Below are 17588 nucleotides of genomic sequence, written 5' to 3'. Positions count from 1 at the left end.
TCAGTTAGAAATAAAAATTTAAAATATTAGAGGAAATCATGACAAAATTAAGAGAAGATATCCGTAACATTGCGATTATCGCCCACGTTGACCACGGTAAAACAACCCTCGTTGACGAATTATTGAAACAATCTGAAACTCTTGATGCACGTACTGAATTGGCAGAGCGTGCTATGGACTCAAACGATATCGAAAAAGAGCGTGGAATTACCATCCTTGCTAAGAATACAGCCGTTGCTTACAATGGAACTCGTATCAATATCATGGACACACCAGGACACGCGGACTTCGGTGGAGAAGTTGAGCGTATCATGAAAATGGTTGACGGTGTTGTCTTGGTCGTAGATGCCTACGAAGGAACCATGCCACAGACTCGTTTCGTATTGAAAAAAGCCTTGGAACAAGACCTTGTTCCAATCGTGGTTGTCAACAAAATCGACAAACCTTCAGCTCGTCCAGCAGAAGTAGTGGACGAAGTCTTGGAACTCTTCATCGAGCTTGGTGCAGATGATGACCAGCTTGATTTCCCAGTTGTTTATGCTTCAGCGATTAACGGAACATCTTCCTTGTCAGATGATCCAGCTGATCAAGAAAAAACAATGGCGCCAATCTTTGACACCATTATCGATCATATCCCAGCTCCAGTAGACAACTCAGATGAGCCTTTGCAGTTCCAAGTGTCACTTTTGGACTACAATGACTTCGTAGGTCGTATCGGTATCGGTCGTGTCTTCCGTGGTAGTGTGAAAGTTGGGGACCAAGTTACCCTTTCTAAACTAGATGGTACAACGAAGAACTTCCGTGTTACAAAACTCTTTGGTTTCTTTGGTTTGGAACGTCGTGAAATCCAAGAAGCAAAAGCAGGTGACTTGATTGCCGTTTCAGGTATGGAAGATATCTTTGTTGGTGAGACGATTACACCGACAGATGCAGTTGAGCCTCTTCCAATCCTACACATCGATGAGCCAACTCTTCAAATGACCTTCTTGGTCAACAACTCACCATTTGCTGGTAAAGAAGGTAAATGGGTGACTTCTCGTAAGGTGGAAGAACGCTTGCAAGCAGAATTGCAAACAGACGTTTCCCTTCGTGTTGACCCAACGGACTCACCAGATAAATGGACTGTTTCAGGACGTGGAGAATTGCACTTGTCAATCCTGATCGAAACCATGCGTCGTGAGGGTTATGAGCTTCAAGTATCTCGTCCAGAAGTTATCGTAAAAGAAATCGACGGTGTTAAATGTGAGCCATTTGAACGTGTTCAAATCGATACTCCAGAAGAATACCAAGGTTCTGTTATCCAAAGCCTTTCTGAACGTAAGGGTGAAATGTTGGATATGATTTCAACCGGTAATGGTCAAACTCGTTTGGTCTTCCTTGTTCCAGCGCGTGGTTTGATTGGATACTCAACTGAGTTCTTGTCAATGACTCGTGGTTACGGTATCATGAACCATACCTTTGACCAATACTTGCCATTGATTCCAGGTGAAATTGGGGGACGTCATCGTGGTGCCCTTGTTTCCATCGATGCTGGTAAGGCAACAACCTATTCAATCATGTCTATCGAAGAACGTGGAACCATCTTTGTCAACCCAGGTACTGAGGTTTACGAAGGAATGATCATCGGTGAAAACTCTCGTGAGAACGACTTGACAGTTAACATCACTAAGGCCAAACAAATGACCAACGTTCGTTCTGCAACCAAGGACCAAACAGCTGTTATCAAGACACCACGTATCTTGACACTTGAAGAGTCTCTTGAGTTCTTGAATGACGATGAGTACATGGAAGTAACGCCTGAGTCTATCCGTTTGCGTAAACAAATCCTTAACAAGGCAGAGCGTGAGAAAGCCAACAAGAAGAAAAAATCAGCTGAATAAGAGCTAGAAAGAGATAAAGATGATCTATTTAATCATAGGGATACTCTTATTACTACTCTATGTATTTGCGACACCTCAAAGTATTAAAGGAACAGTCAACATCGTTATCTTGGTCTTTGTAGTTGTTGCACTCTTGATTTTGCTGATGTTGTCCATCTTGCAAATCTTCCAATTACCGACAGAATTCTTTGTCACAATCGCCATGCTGGCCCTAGCCTACTTTAGCTTGAGAGACATTACGCTCATGTCTGTAAAAAAGAGCAGAAGAAGATAAATAGAAAGAGAGCTATGGCTCTCTTTTTCTATGCTAGAATGAAGGCTAGAGCATTTTCGTTTAGTATTATTTCCATAAAAATGGTAAAATAGTAGGAGTAGAAATGGAGTTTGAGACATGAAAGTAATCGATCAATTTAAAAATAAGAAAGTTCTTGTTTTAGGTTTGGCTAAGTCTGGTGAGTCTGCGGCCCGTTTGTTGGACAAGCTAGGAGCTATTGTGACAGTAAATGACGGCAAGCCTTTTGAGGAAAATCCAGCTGCACAAAGCCTACTGGAAGATGGAATCAAGGTTGTCACTGGTGGGCATCCTTTGGAGCTCTTGGATGAAGATTTCGCTCTGATGGTGAAAAATCCAGGTATCCCGTATAGCAATCCCATGATTGAAAAGGCATTGGCAAAGGGGATTCCAGTCTTGACTGAGGTGGAATTGGCTTATTTGATTTCGGAAGCACCAATTATCGGTATCACTGGTTCAAATGGGAAAACCACTACAACGACGATGATTGGGGAAGTTTTGACTGCTGCTGGTCAACGCGGTCTCTTGTCAGGGAACATCGGCTATCCTGCTAGTCAAGTGGCTCAAACTGCAACAGCCAAGGACACGCTCGTCATGGAACTTTCTTCTTTCCAACTGATGGGTGTCCAAGAATTCCATCCTGAGATTGCGGTTATTACCAACCTCATGCCAACTCATATCGACTATCATGGTTCTTTTGAAGAGTATGTGGCAGCTAAGTGGAATATCCAGAACAAGATGACAGCGGATGATTTCCTTGTATTGAACTTTAACCAAGACTTGGCAAAAGAATTGGCTACTAAAACACAAGCCACTGTTGTTCCATTTTCAACACTTAAAAAGGTTGATGGAGCCTATCTTGCAGATGGTCAACTCTATTTCCGTGGCGAAGTGGTCATGGCAACTAGTGAAATCGGTGTTCCAGGTAGCCACAATGTAGAAAATGCCCTTGCGACTATTGCTGTAGCCAAGCTCCGTGGCGTGGACAATCAAACCATCAAGGAAACTCTATCAGCCTTTGGAGGTGTCAAACACCGTCTCCAATTTGTGGATGAAATTCAGGGTGTCAAATTCTATAACGATAGCAAGTCAACCAATATCTTGGCTACTCAAAAAGCCTTGTCAGGATTTGACAATAGTAAGGTTATCTTAATCGCAGGTGGTTTGGACCGCGGCAATGAGTTTGACGAATTGGTGCCAGATATTACTGGGCTCAAGAAGATGGTTATCCTCGGTCAATCTGCAGAACGTGTCAAACTGGCAGCGGATAAGGCTGGTGTGGCTTATGTAGATGCGACAGATATTGCTGATGCGACCCGCAAGGCTTATGAGCTCGCGACTCAAGGAGATGTGGTTCTCCTCAGTCCTGCCAATGCTAGCTGGGATATGTATGCTAACTTTGAAGTACGTGGCGACCTCTTTATCAACACAGTAGCGGAGTTAAAGGAATAATATGAAAAAAATTGTCTTTACAGGTGGGGGGACGGTTGGACACGTCACCCTCAACCTTTTGTTAATGCCTAAGTTCATCGAAGACGGCTGGGAAGTCCACTATATCGGGGATAAACACGGAATCGAACACCAAGAAATTCTCAAGTCAGGCTTGAATGTGACCTTTCACTCCATTGCGACTGGGAAGTTGCGTCGTTATTTCTCTTGGCAAAATATGCTGGACGTGTTTAAAGTTGGTTGGGGAATTGTCCAATCCCTCTTTATCATGTTACGACTGCGTCCACAGGCTCTTTTTTCAAAAGGAGGATTTGTCTCTGTACCGCCGGTTATCGCAGCGCGAGTGTCAGGAGTGCCTGTCTTTATTCACGAATCGGACCTGTCTATGGGCTTGGCCAATAAAATTGCCTATAAATTCGCAACTAAGATGTACTCAACCTTTGAGCAGCCTGTTAGTCTTGCAAAAGTTGAGCATGTGGGAGCAGTGACCAAGGTAACAGGCCAAGAGGCGCCAGAACCAGACGAATTGGTGAATATCCAAACCCACTTTAATCCTAAATTGCCAACGGTATTGTTTGTTGGTGGTTCTGCAGGAGCTCGTGTATTTAACCAATTGGTGACTGATCATAAGCAAGAACTGACAGAGCGCTACAATATTATCAATCTCACTGGAGATTCTAGCCTCAATGAGTTGAGTCAAAATCTCTTTCGTGTTGATTATGTGACGGATCTCTATCAACCCTTGATGGAGATGGCAGATGTGGTGGTGACGCGTGGCGGTGCCAATACGATTTTCGAACTCTTGGCCATGGCGAAACTCCATCTCATCGTACCATTGGGTCGTGAAGCAAGTCGAGGAGACCAGATTGAAAATGCAGCTTACTTTGTTAAGAAAGGCTATGCAGAAGAACTTCAAGAAAGTGACTTGACCTTGGAAAGCTTGGAGGAGAAACTCAGTCACTTGCTTAGTCATAAGGACCAATACCAAGCTAGCATGAAAGCTTCGACTGAGTTGAAATCTCTTGCAGATTTTTACGATCTACTAAGAAAAGACCTAGCATAAGGAATATCAATGTCAAAGGATAAGAAAAAAGAATCAAACCCCAAGCAAGAATTGTCTGAATGGCAGAAACGAAACCAGGAATACCTGAAGAAGAAGGCTGAGGAAGAAGCTGCCCTAGCTGAAGAGAAGGAAAAGGAAAAACAAGCTCGTAAGGAAGCCAACTCGAAACTATTGGAGGAATCCAAGAAATCATCGAGTGAATCAGATAAGGAAGCCTCAAGTCCAAGCAAGGAACCTTCCGAAAAAAAAGAGAAATCTAAAAAGGATGATCCTAAAGTCAAAGAAGAAAAGAAGAAGAAAAAAGAAAAACCAGAGAAACCAGCCAAACCTAAAATTGCACCTGTTCATATTTGGCGAGCTGTGAGTATCTTGGTACCCAGTGTCCTGGTCCTCCTTCTTTCAGTCTATCTATTGACTCCGCTTTCGACCATCAAAAATATCGAGGTTAAGGGAAATAGTAACACGCATGCGGATGACATCAAACAGGCTTCTGGAATTCAAGATAGCGACTATACTTTAGCCCTATTGTTGGATAAGGAAACATACGCTGAGCGAATCAAGTCCAATCATTGGATAGAATCAGCGAAGATTAACTATCAATTTCCGACTAACTTTACGATTGAGGTTAAGGAATTTGATATTGTTGGTTATTATGTGTCTGGTGAAGAACATTATCCTATTCTGTCTAGTGGTACAGTAGAGTCAACTCCTGTTGATCGCTTAAACTTGCCTGAGACTTATCTAACAGTTACCTTTAACGATGAGCAGCAGGTGAAAGAGCTGATAACGGGATTGTCTACTATCAGTGAGGATATCAAGAGTCAAATCCAGAAAATCGAATTAGCACCGAGCAAGGCAACAGCAGATCTTTTAAAAATTACCATGCTGGATACAGATGAGGTTTTGGTTCCCCTATCAGAATTGAGCAAGAAATTGCCTTATTACAGCAAAATCAAGCCACAATTGTCAGAACCGAGTGTAGTCGATATGGAAGCTGGAGTATACAGCTACACGATAGCGGATAAGCTGATAGAAGAAGCAGAAGAAAAAGCCAAACAAGAGGCCAAGGAAGCTGAGAAGAAAAAACAGGAAGAAGAAAAGAAAAAACAAGAAGAACAGGGAAATCAAAGCCAAACGAGCCAGCAATCACAGAGTCGTTAGACTAACTTTTCCTCTTGATTTTGAATGGTATAGAAGTCTAGTTTCGAGTTTTTGCTTGACAAGTCCTACTATAAATAATAGAATAGAAAAAAACCTTTAAAGCAGTCCAGAGAGGCGGCTAAGGTTAGACGGTGAAAGGGTGGAGACTACCCATTTTTCGTGGAACCTTGCTGTTGGCAGGTTCCTTTTTTCGTGGTTTATTTTTGACCATACTCTCTTGCTCGTAAAGGTAAAAGGAGAAAGGTATGCGTGAACATCGTCCAGTTATTGCTCTTGATTTTCCTAGTTTTGAGGCGGTCAAGGAATTTTTATCTCTTTTCCCAGCAGAAGAAAGTCTTTATCTAAAAGTAGGGATGGAGCTTTATTATGCGGAAGGTCCAGAAGTTGTCCGTTATTTGAAGTCACTGGGGCATAGTGTCTTTCTGGACCTCAAGCTACATGACATTCCCAATACAGTTAAATCGGCTATGAAGGTCTTATCTCAGCTTGGTGTAGACATGACCAATGTTCATGCTGCTGGTGGTGTGGAGATGATGAAGGCTGCGCGTGAAGGTCTAGGGACACAAGCCAAATTGATCGCTGTGACCCAGCTTACATCAACGTCGGAAAGCCAGATGCAGGATTTTCAAAATATCCAAACCAGCCTGCAAGAGTCTGTGATTCACTATGCCAAGAAGACAGCTGAAGCGGGCTTGGATGGTGTCGTTTGCTCAGCTCAGGAAGTCAAGCTTATCAAAGAAGCAACAAGCAAAGATTTTATCTGTTTGACACCGGGAATTCGTCCAGCGGGAGCTGCGGTAGGAGACCAAAAACGCGTCATGACACCAGCGGACGCCTATCAAATCGGTAGTGACTATATCGTAGTGGGACGTCCCATTACCCAAGCTGAAGATCCTGTTACAGCTTATCATGCTATCAAGGATGAATGGAACCAAGACAGAAATTAAAGAAATAGATTATAAAAACAAAAGGAGAATACTATGACACTTGCTAAAGATATCGCTAGCCACCTCTTGAAAATCCAAGCCGTTTACCTCAAACCAGAGGAGCCTTTCACTTGGGCATCTGGTATCAAATCGCCGATTTATACTGACAACCGTGTGACGCTTGCCTATCCAGAAACTCGTACCTTGATTGAAAATGGTTTTGTGGAAGCTATTAAAGCAGAATTTCCAGAAGTAGAAGTGATTGCAGGAACTGCGACAGCAGGAATTCCACACGGAGCTATCATCGCTGACAAGATGAACTTGCCTTTTGCCTACATCCGTAGCAAACCAAAAGACCACGGTGCAGGAAACCAAATCGAAGGCCGAGTAGCTCAGGGGCAAAAGATGGTTGTTGTTGAAGACCTCATTTCAACGGGTGGCTCTGTTCTTGAAGCCGTAGCAGCTGCTAAACGCGAAGGAGCCGATGTTCTTGGTGTCGTAGCAATCTTCAGTTATCAATTGCCAAAAGCAGATAAGAACTTTGCGGATGCTGATGTGAAATTGGTGACACTTTCTAACTACAGTGAACTGATCCACCTAGCCCAAGAAGAAGGTTACATCACGCCAGAAGGACTCGACCTCCTAAAACGCTTTAAAGAAGACCAAGAAAATTGGCAAGGATAATAAAATAACTAAGGCTTGTAAGAAATAGCAAGCCTCTTTTTCATTTTTATGATAGAATTATATTGATAGCGTTTTTACAAAAAAATAAGTGTGATTGAAGAAGGTTAGGATGGAAATTGATAATCGTAGTATTCGTTTAGGAGATGAATTAAAGAAAGAAATAAAACCTGGAAGCAAGGTCAAAATTGCAGCAGCGACTTTTTCGATGTTTGCCTTTCAACAGTTAAAGGAAGAACTTGAAACGATCGAGGAGTTGAAATTTATCTTTACAAATCCAACCTTTGTGACTGATGAGACGAGAGTTGGATATCGTGAATATACGATCCCCAAAAAAGAGCGAGAGCAGTCTATTTTTGGAGGACGTTATGAACTGAAGTTAATGAATGAATTAACTCAAAAAGCAATCGCTAGAGAATGTGCAGACTGGATCAGGAAAAAGGCACGTTTTAAATCTATAAACATTGAAACCGATGAGATGCCAAATGGTATGCGGATAGAAACGGATGATGATACTGTCGCTGTGGATCGACTCAAAAACTTTGATCGAAAAGAATTGGGCTATGATTCTTCTTTGTTCAAAACCACACGGCATATCTACCATGCTCCATTGAGTTTATCCTATCTAGATGAATTTGATAGTTTCTGGCAAGATGATGAGTATTTTCGTGATGTGACAGAAGAATTCTTAGAAACTCTCAATTTAGCTCACAAAGAGCATTCCCCTGAATTCCTCTACTATGTATTGCTCTTTAATCTCTTTAGTGAGTTTCTAGAGAATCTCAACGATGACTATACGCCAAATGAACAGGTTGGCTATAAAAATACCAAGTTGTGGAATCTTCTTTATGATTTCCAACAAGATGCGGTAAAATCAATCATTTCAAAACTTGAAAAGTATAACGGCTGTATTTTAGCAGATTCGGTGGGGTTAGGAAAGACCTTTACAGCTTTAGCGGTCATGACCTACTATGCCTATCGTGGGAAACGAATTTTAGTCTTGTGTCCGAAAAAGTTAGAAAACAACTGGAACATGTACCGACATGACTATGTCAACAACCCGATTTATGATCGTCATCTCATTTACGATGTTTTATATCATACTGATCTAAGTCGAGATAAAGGGACTTCTAATGGAATAGACCTTGCCCTTAATAAATGGGAAAATTATGACTTAGTGGTTATTGATGAGTCTCATAATTTCCGTAATGGTGGATCCAGTGAAAGTGATCAAGCGGAGGGACGTGAAAATCGTTACAGCCGATTAATGAATCGAATTATCAAATCAGGTGTTCCTACTAAGGTACTGATGTTATCAGCCACTCCAGTTAATAATCGCTTTAATGATCTAAAAAATCAAATCGCTTTAGCCTATGAAGGGGATGTAGAGCAAATAGATGGAAAATTAGATACACAGTCGTCCATTAATGATATTTTTCGGAATGCTCAGTTGGCCTATAACAAATGGGCAGATTTACCAGCTGAAGAGCGAACGACAGATAAACTATTATCGACTTTAGACTTTGATTTCTTTAAAGTTCTGGATAGTGTGACGATTGCTCGTAGTCGTAAACACATCCGAGAATTTTATGATCGAAAAGCAATTGGAGATTTTCCAGAACGTCTGAAACCAAGAAACTTTGAACCTGATTTGACAGTGTCTGATCTAGATGTGACCTATAAAAAGTTATACCAGTTGTTAGATCAGCTACAGTTAACTATTTACCAACCTTCACTTTATATCTATCCCTCAAAGCGTGATAAATACGAAATAACATTATCAGGGAATAAAGCCAATCTGACTCAACTGGGTCGTGAGTCGGGCATGAAAAAGCTGATGATGATCAATCTGCTTAAACGCTTGGAAAGTTCTGTGGCAGCTTTTCGTTATACCCTAATCGATGTCGTTAAATCATATGTAGATGAGACTTTAAAAGCTATTTCAACATATGAGCGAACAGGTTTAGATGATTTATCTGGAGTGCCCGTTTTAAATGAAGATGATTTTGATTTAGAAGATAGCAACTTAGATGTCTTTATCGGGAAGAAGAATAGAATAGCTTTGAAAGATATGGACTATCGCAGTTGGAAATTGGAGTTAGAGAAAGATCAAGCAATTTTGCTGGAATTAGAAGAACTGATCGATCAAATCACTCCTGCAGAAGATAAAAAATTGCAAACACTCTATCAGCTGATTGACGAAAAAATGACTCATCCAATCAATGAAGGCAACAAAAAACTCATTATCTTTTCTGCCTTTGCGACGACCACTAATTATCTCTATAAACATATTAGCCAATATGTACTAGATAAATACGGACTTCATACGGCACAGATTTCTGGTACAAAAGGATTTGAAACAACGCTAAAAACGAACCATCGAGACCTCAATTCCCTTTTGACTTATTTTTCACCACAATCAAAAGATAGGAATCTCCTATTTCCGGATGATCAAAGAGAGATTGATGTCTTGATTGCAACAGATGTTATTTCTGAAGGACAAAACCTGCAGGATGCAGACATGATGGTCAATTACGATATTCATTGGAATCCTGTTCGGATCATTCAACGTTTTGGACGTGTGGATCGGATAGGGAGTAAAAATAAGTTTATTCAGCTTGTAAACTTTTGGCCCAATATTGAGTTAGATGAATACATCGATCTTAAATCTCGTGTTGAATCACGTATGAAAATATCCGTCCTCACATCTACCGCAGATGATAACGTTCTTTCTAGTGAAGAGATAGAAGATAATAACTATCGTAAGAAACAACTAGAGCGTCTTAGAAATGAAGTTGTCGATTTAGAAGAGATGAGTGAAGGGATATCCATCATGGATCTAGGATTGGAAGACTACCGAATGGATCTTCTGAAGTATCTCGAAAGCCATCCTGAATTGGAAAAAGTACCAAAAGGTCTGCAAGCCATCTTGTCAGTTGAGAATAAGGAAGCAGAAGGAGCAATCTTTGTTTTAAAAAATAAAGACGAACTTAGAGGTAAGAATCAGAAGAATCAACTTCATCCATATTATATCCTCTATGTAAATAGTGCAGGAGATTTGGTGGTTTCTCCGGAAGAGAGCAAAAAGATTTTAGATCTATTGGGAAGTCTATGTCGTGGCAAGACGCAACCATTGCAATCTCTGGTGAATCAGTATAACCGTCAAACAAAAGACGGGAAAGAGATGTCTGGATATTCCAAGCTATTACAGCAGGCTATTGAACAACTGATGGAACAGGATCATCTGTCTACCATGGATGCACTTTTCAATTTTGGAACGGTTAATTTGATGAATACCGGCATTGAGGGGATGGATGACTTTGAACTTATTTGTTTCTTTGCCCTGCTAAAAGGAGAAAGTTATGATACAGTTTCCTGATTATACTTGTTTGCCAACTCCTCATGTGCTCTACAGACCCCATAAAAAGGGCAATCGTGATTTTTTTGATAACCTAGCTCTGAGCAAACAGGAAAAGCAAGAATTACGAGATCAGATTCAACTCATTCAGATTACCCACCAAATAGATTTGCAAACGACGAATATTCCTGTGGGAAACATCGTTAAGCAGATCTTAGTCTTAGAAATTCACCTTAATCATCAAGAGTTTACAACCAGTTTGCTAGAAAAACTAGATGAACGACTTGGTCTTTATACAGTCTTTATTCTTAAGTTTCCTTTGGGAAAGGAAGAGCTCTTGATTCATTACAAGGAAGCTCTGGCACAAGAAAAAGATGGAAGACATTTCAAAATTGTCCGTTGTTTCCGTACACAAGAGGATTGCCAGATCCAATTTGAAGGCAATGACTTAGATCAAGTTTATGAAATGCTGATTAAGGAAACAGGGAAAGACCAGCTTCAAAGTAAGTTGGGAGATAACTTGAAAGAATCGGTTGAACTGACTGAACAGCTAGAAAAGCTGGAAAAGCAAGCTCAACGTCTTAAGAAACAAATGTATACAGAAAAATCGATGAGAAAGCAGATGGAAGTAAAGAAAGACTACCAGGCAGTTCTTAAACAAATCCAAGAATTAGAATAAGGATTACTTGTATACTATAGACAAGTACACAGAAACCATTATAAGAAAGGTTACATATGACAGAACAATACAAAGGTGAACATACCGGCCTCTATCTTTTAAAAGTAGGCTCCAGAGATGTTTTCACAGATAATATTTCAAAAATTGGCCAACTCTTTCCAGAAGTTTTAACAGAAAAAAGAGATAAACACGGAAGACTTCGCCCTGCAATTGACTTTGAGAAACTGAAACAGTTTTTATCAGAGGAAATTGTTGATGGAAGGGAGTCCTATGACTTTACCTGGGTTTGAAAGCGTGAAGCCATCGCAGAAGCTGGACGACCTACTACCAAAACCTTACGACCAGACCTTGATGAGAGTGTTGACTTTGATAAGAGTGAAAATATCTTTATCACTGGGGATAACTTAGAAGTCTTGAAAATCTTACAAGAATCCTATCTCGGAAAAATCGATATGATTTATATCGATCCACCTTATAATACAGGGAAAGACTTTGTATATTCTGATAAGTTCCAAAAAACAGATGAAGAGTTGAAGGAAGATATGGAGCTTTTGGATGAAGAAGGACGCCAAGTTATTGGTTTACGACCAAATGAAAAGACTTCGGCTCGCTATCACTCAGACTGGCTAAATATGATGTATCCACGCCTTCGTCTAGCGCGTAACCTCCTCAAGGATTCAGGTGTCATCTTTATTTCCATAGATGATAATGAACAAGCGAACCTAAAAGTTATGTGTGATGAGATATTTGGGGAGGAGAATTTTGTTGCTAATGTAATTTGGCAGTCTAGGACATCGATCTCAAATGATGGTGAAATATCATGGAATCATAACCATAACTTAATTTATTCCAAAAATCGATCGAACCTAATTTTTGGTGGTGATGATATTGATAAAAATGGATATTCAAATCCGGACAATGATCCTAGAGGGCCATGGAAGTTAGTGCCGCTTGATGCTAATCATATTGGAGGAGACACAGTTTATCCGATATTGAATCCCTATACAGGTGAGGAGTACTATCCACCAAATGGAAGAATTTGGGCATATAATAGAGAGACAATGTCTAAATTGATGGAAGAGGGGAGAATCAAATTTGGTGTTAATGATACTTCTGCTCCAAAACGAAAATTATACTATGAAGAAAGAATTTCAAAGGGAGACAAAAAAACACCTAGCTCTTTATTTTTAGATGTTGGTACTACTAAAACCGGAACTTCAGAAATTATGAATTTATTTGATGGTCAAAAAGTATTTGATTATCCTAAACCAGTAGAATTGATAAAAAAATTCAGTAAATATGGGACTTTAGGTGGGGAATTAATCTTAGACTTTTTTGGTGGTTCTGCTACGACAGCTGATGCAGTCATGCAACTGAATGCGGAAGATGGAGGCAACCGTAAGTTTATCTTGTGTACTTTAGATGAGGAAGTAGCTGAAAAGTCTGCTGCGAAAGAAGCTGGATATGAAACTATCGATCAGATTTCGCGTGAGCGGATTCGTCGTGCTGCTGCAAAGATTCAGGAAGAACACCCAGAGTTGGTTGGCAAGCAAGACTTTGGTTTTAAAGCTTACAAACTAGACTCTTCAAATTTCAAGGATGTTTTAGCTCGACCAGATCAATTCATCCAAGGGGAACTTTTTGATAGTGTATCCAATATCAAGGAAGGACGTTCTGGACTTGATTTGCTCTTCCAAGTTATGTTGACATGGGGAATGGAATTATCCTTAGCGATTGATTTGAAGAATGTAGCAGGAGCAGAAGTCTATGATGTAGATCAGGGTTCCCTTATGGCCTGCTTTGAAGATGATATATCGGAAGAAGTCATCCGATACATTGCGCAAGAACAACCACTCCGTGCTGTTTTCCGTGATAGCTCATTTGCCAATTCAGCAGATAAAATTAACGTAAGTGAAATATTTAAGGAATTATCACCTAATACGAAAGTGAAGGTAGTGTAGACTATGAGTGAACACAAAGTAAAACATTTAGAGATGATACAAGCTATCATTGAACGGATGGGTAAGAATTCTTTTGTCGTTAAAGGATGGTCGTTCACTTCCATAGGTGCCTTATTTGCATTTTGGTTTAGTAATACTAGTATGTGGTATATACTTCTTTTAATTTTGTTTGTAACTATATTGTTTTGGTTTCATGATGCTTATTACTTGTTACTAGAACGACAGTATAGATGTTTATACGATGAAGTAAGATTAAGTGATAAAGAAACAGATTTTAGAATGACTCCAAAAAGAGAAGAGGGAGATCTTCTGATAACACTTTTTCGTCCAATTTTAAAGTATACCTATGGTTTAATAGTTATTTCTACATTGATTCTTATAGTTGTTGTTAGATAAGTGAGGGAATTATGAAAAGACAAGTATTTTTTAGCTTCCATTATGGCAATGATAACTGGCGAGCATCTCAAGTTAGAAATATGGGTATAGTATCAGGTGATTCTACTTTTTCTGATAATGATTGGGAAGAAGTAAAATTAAAATCTGATGCAATGATAAAATTTTGGATAGATAGTCAAATGGCAAAGCGTTCATGTGTGGTTGTTTTGATTGGTGAGAAGACTGCTGAACGTAAATGGATCAACTATGAAATTAAAAAAGCGATTGAGTTGAATAAAGGTATAGTAGGAATATATATTCATAATTTAAAGGATAGATTTGGAAACCAAAGTAATCAAGGAAGAAATCCATTTGATAATTTTGTATTATCTCGAACTGGCAAATCGTTATCAAGTTATGTCCGATGCTATAATTCTCCATTCTCTACTTCAAAGTTTGTTTATGAAGATATTCAAAGTAAAATGGAAGAATTAATAGAGTGCGCTATTGCACATAAACCATCTACATGGTAGCTAAGATTATTAGTAATAAACTAAATAGGAAATATCAAAGAGATATATTAATTAAGATTCACGATATTTGAAATAATTTAATTAAGTGATTGTGCTTTATAATTACTGGAAAAAGATAAGAATTGAAGAAAATAAATTATGAAACTACAATTTAAAGAACAACAATTTCAATTGGATGCGGTTAGTGCCATTGCAGACATATTTCAAGGGCAGAACAAGCAAACTGGAATCAGGTATATGGCTGATCCAGGTCGTCAAAAGTCAGATGAGGTGGATTTGGTATTGGATGCTTATCGAAATGCTCCGATTCAATTGGACCAGGAAGCTATTCGAAGCAATGTTCATGCCGTACAAACTCGTTTGGGATTACGACCTTCTGAAATCCTTTCGGTCGATATGGTAGCAGATCGTCCAGCCTACAATTTTTCTATAGAGATGGAGACAGGAACGGGGAAAACCTATACCTATATCCGTACCATTATGGAGCTAAATAAACGCTATGGCTGGCTCAAGTTTATTATTGTTGTTCCGAGTGTTGCTATACGTGAAGGGGTTCTCAAGTCTTTACAGATTATGACAAGTCACTTCCAGATGGAATATGGGAAGCAACCACGCTATTTTGTCTATGACTCCTCCCGTCTAGGAGATCTAGATAGTTTTGCTAACTCGTCGGACCTCCAAATCATGGTCATCAACTCCCAGGCTTTTAATGCCAAAGGGAAAGATGCCAGACGGATCCATGCAGAGCAGGAAAGTTTTCGCTGGCGTCGTCCAATTGACGTATTAGCAGCCATGAACCCAATCATGATTATCGACGAGCCCCAGTCTGTTGAAGGTAAGCAGACCAAAGAACGACTAAAAGACTTTAAGCCTCTCTTTACCCTTCGATATTCGGCTACTCATAAAGAAAAGTATGACATGGTTTATCGATTGGATGCCATGGATGCCTATAATCAAAAATTGGTTAAGAAAATTGCGGTGAAGGCTATCGAACAAGCTGGAACAACTGGGACACAAGGTTATCTGTATTTGCAAGAACTCCTTCCTCAGAAATCTGGTTCTCCAAAGGCTAAGATAGAGTTCGAGGTAAGAACTCAGTCGGGCGTAAAACGTAAAACAAGGATAATTGAAGAACCTTTTGACCTTTATGCTGAATCGGGTAATCTGTCTTCCTATCAAGGTATGACATTGAGTCAATTTAACGCAAGAGACAATAAAATCCAAGTCGGAGCGACGCAGGAATTATATGTTGGAGAGGTCATGGGTGAAGTGGATGAGTCGAGTATGCGGAGAATTCAAATTCGTGAGACCATTAAGAGTCACCTAGAGAAAGAAAGTAGACTTTATAATCGTGGAATTAAGGTTCTTTCTCTTTTCTTCATTGATGAGGTTGCAAAATATAAGCAATATGATGCACAAAATGATCCTCACAATGGGGAGTATGCTCAAATCTTTGAAAATGAGTATGAAAGTCAAGTTAGACAATTCTTACAGACTCAAGAACCCTCTTCTTATTATCGTTATTTGGAATCTCATCTTGATGGCAATGCAGTTCATGCGGGTTACTTTTCAGTTGATAAAGTGAAAAAGTCAGATAAGACGGTATTTGTGGATTACAAATCTGCTAGTGAAAAGAAAAGCAATTCATCAAATGATAAAGATGCCTATGATTTGATCATGAAAGATAAGGAACGTTTGTTGAGTTTCGAGGAACCAGTACGCTTTCTATTCTCGCATTCAGCCTTAAAAGAAGGTTGGGATAATCCCAATGTTTTTCAAATCTGTACTTTAAAGAAGTCATCAGCAGAGACACGGAAACGACAAGAGATTGGCCGTGGGATGCGTTTGGCCGTGGATCAAGATGGTGTACGTCAAGATTCGGAACTTTTAAAGAGTGAAGTCCATGAAATCAACAAATTGACTATCATTGCAAATGAAAGCTATGATCAATTTGCGCGTGGGCTACAAGCAGAGTTGAAAGAGTTGTTAGCTGATCGTCCTGTAAAAGTTGATGTTGCCTTATTTGAAAATAAAGTAATCGAAAACGAAGCAGGAGAAAAGGTTAGAATCACCAAAGAGCAGGCAGAGTCCATTCAGTTTGATTTGATTAGTCAGGGATATATTGATAAGAAAGGTCAACTGACTGCAAATTATTTTACTGCCAAGGAAAATAATCTGTTGAACTTATCAGATACACTTCCTGGCTTTGAGAAACAAGTTGTTGAAGTACTTGAAAGTATCTACCAGCCTGGAAAATATGAGATCGAAAATGCAAACAATACAACAGTGCAGTTCTCTGAGGAAGTAAATAAAGAAAATATCGCTCGAAAAGAATTCTTGTCACTTTGGAATCAGATTAATCGTAAAACAGCTTATCAAGTTACTTTTGATGATACTGAGCTAATAGAGCAGTCTGTTGCTTATATTAATGAGAAGCTAGTGGTCAGTCAACCAGTGTACAATATTACCCAAGCCAGTGCAGATCAAATGACAAAAGAAGGTTTGAAACTAGATGTTGGAGAAAATGCTCGTTCTCAGGAGTATATCGAAAATAGTCAAATTGCGACTCAGTATGATTTGTTAGGAGAAGTAGCAGATCATACAGGTCTAACTCGTAAAGTAGTAGCAGAAATTCTGAGTAAGATTAAAGTTGATAAGTTTGAAAAGTTCAAACAAAACCCAGAAGAATTTATTTTAAAAGTATCGAAGTTGATTAATGAGCAAAAAGCAGCTCAAATAATCAAGCATATTCAATACAATATTTTAGAAGATGAATACGATTTGGATTTATTCTACGATAATGCAGAAACAGCGAAACTTTCGGATGATCATTTGCTGGAATCTACGAAGGGAATCTATAACTTTGTAAAGGTGGATTCAGATATCGAGCGTAAGTTTAAAGAATCCTTAGAGCAGTATGAGGATGTTCGAGTATATGTAAAACTACCTGGGAAGTTTAAAATTTCTACACCTCTTGGAGATTACAATCCTGATTGGGCGATAGCATTTAGAGAAGGTAGTGTAAAGCATATCTATTTTGTAGCAGAAACCAAGGGTTCTATGTCTAGTCTTCAATTAAAACAATCTGAAAAAGGTAAAATCGATTGTGCTCGTGTTCATTTTAAAGCTTTAGTTAAGGCGGGACTAATTAGTGATCAATATATTTATGGCGTTGTTTCTAGTTATGAGGAGTTGCTGGGCTTAGTGAAATAGTATGATGATTTCTCGAT

Annotated in this window: 14 protein-coding genes; all 14 read left to right on the top strand. The window is 39.4% G+C overall.

The window, feature by feature from the left end:
* Positions 1-38: 38 nt before the first annotated feature.
* The 14 genes from typA to CO686_RS06485 all read left to right on the top strand — a co-directional run bounded on the left by typA (position 39) and on the right by CO686_RS06485 (position 17571).
* Positions 39-1880, top strand: a complete 1842-nt coding sequence (typA, locus tag CO686_RS06545; RefSeq protein WP_000164119.1) for a translational GTPase TypA — start codon at positions 39-41, stop codon at positions 1878-1880.
* 19 nt (positions 1881-1899) lie between these two features.
* Entirely contained in the window at positions 1900-2154 is a 255-nt protein-coding gene (locus CO686_RS06540; protein ID WP_000639708.1) for a DUF3165 family protein, read from the top strand.
* Between the two features lie 117 nt (positions 2155-2271).
* On the top strand, positions 2272-3624 hold the full coding sequence (gene murD, locus CO686_RS06535) for a UDP-N-acetylmuramoyl-L-alanine--D-glutamate ligase (protein ID WP_096753633.1): 1353 nt from the start codon (positions 2272-2274) through the stop codon (positions 3622-3624).
* A 1-nt stretch (position 3625) separates the two neighbouring features.
* On the top strand, positions 3626-4684 hold the full coding sequence (locus CO686_RS06530) for a UDP-N-acetylglucosamine--N-acetylmuramyl-(pentapeptide) pyrophosphoryl-undecaprenol N-acetylglucosamine transferase (RefSeq protein WP_000724804.1): 1059 nt from the start codon (positions 3626-3628) through the stop codon (positions 4682-4684).
* Between the two features lie 9 nt (positions 4685-4693).
* A complete protein-coding gene (locus CO686_RS06525) occupies positions 4694-5845 on the top strand; it encodes a cell division protein FtsQ/DivIB (protein ID WP_096753632.1) in 1152 nt (383 codons plus the stop codon).
* A 245-nt stretch (positions 5846-6090) separates the two neighbouring features.
* Complete coding sequence (gene pyrF / locus CO686_RS06520) at positions 6091-6792, top strand: orotidine-5'-phosphate decarboxylase (RefSeq protein ID WP_084860157.1); 702 nt, start codon at positions 6091-6093, stop codon at positions 6790-6792.
* A gap of 33 nt (positions 6793-6825) precedes the next feature.
* Positions 6826-7455: an orotate phosphoribosyltransferase gene (gene pyrE / locus CO686_RS06515; protein ID WP_084860156.1), complete on the top strand. Its 630-nt coding sequence runs from the start codon at positions 6826-6828 to the stop codon at positions 7453-7455.
* Between the two features lie 109 nt (positions 7456-7564).
* Positions 7565-10831 carry a helicase-related protein gene (locus tag CO686_RS06510; protein WP_049489839.1) on the top strand — a complete coding sequence of 1089 codons (3267 nt, stop codon included), beginning with the start codon at positions 7565-7567 and terminating at the stop codon, positions 10829-10831.
* Positions 10815-11489 (top strand): DUF4391 domain-containing protein, encoded by a 675-nt coding sequence (locus CO686_RS06505; protein WP_049489840.1) that lies wholly within the window; start codon positions 10815-10817, stop codon positions 11487-11489. Before CO686_RS06510 ends, CO686_RS06505 begins: the two co-directional genes overlap by 17 nt.
* Before the next feature lie 56 nt (positions 11490-11545).
* Positions 11546-11779, top strand: coding sequence for a hypothetical protein (locus tag CO686_RS10495; protein WP_253665842.1), 234 nt, complete (start codon positions 11546-11548; stop codon positions 11777-11779).
* 12 nt (positions 11780-11791) lie between these two features.
* Positions 11792-13450, top strand: coding sequence for a site-specific DNA-methyltransferase (locus CO686_RS06500; protein ID WP_253665854.1), 1659 nt, complete (start codon positions 11792-11794; stop codon positions 13448-13450).
* Between the two features lie 3 nt (positions 13451-13453).
* Complete coding sequence (locus CO686_RS06495; RefSeq protein ID WP_084860154.1) at positions 13454-13846, top strand: hypothetical protein; 393 nt, start codon at positions 13454-13456, stop codon at positions 13844-13846.
* Between the two features lie 11 nt (positions 13847-13857).
* Entirely contained in the window at positions 13858-14358 is a 501-nt protein-coding gene (locus CO686_RS06490; protein WP_227945877.1) for a TIR domain-containing protein, read from the top strand.
* 138 nt (positions 14359-14496) lie between these two features.
* The gene (locus CO686_RS06485; protein WP_096753631.1) at positions 14497-17571 is read left to right on the top strand and encodes a type III restriction-modification system endonuclease; all 3075 of its coding nucleotides are present in this window, start codon (positions 14497-14499) and stop codon (positions 17569-17571) included.
* Positions 17572-17588 lie beyond the last annotated feature (17 nt).

Origin of the sequence: Streptococcus oralis (assembly GCF_002386345.1) — a bacterium.
GTDB classification, from domain to species: Bacteria; Bacillota; Bacilli; order Lactobacillales; family Streptococcaceae; genus Streptococcus; species Streptococcus oralis_S.
The sequence above is the reverse complement of the archived record's forward strand: the minus strand, read 5'-3'. Positions and strand labels throughout refer to the sequence as shown.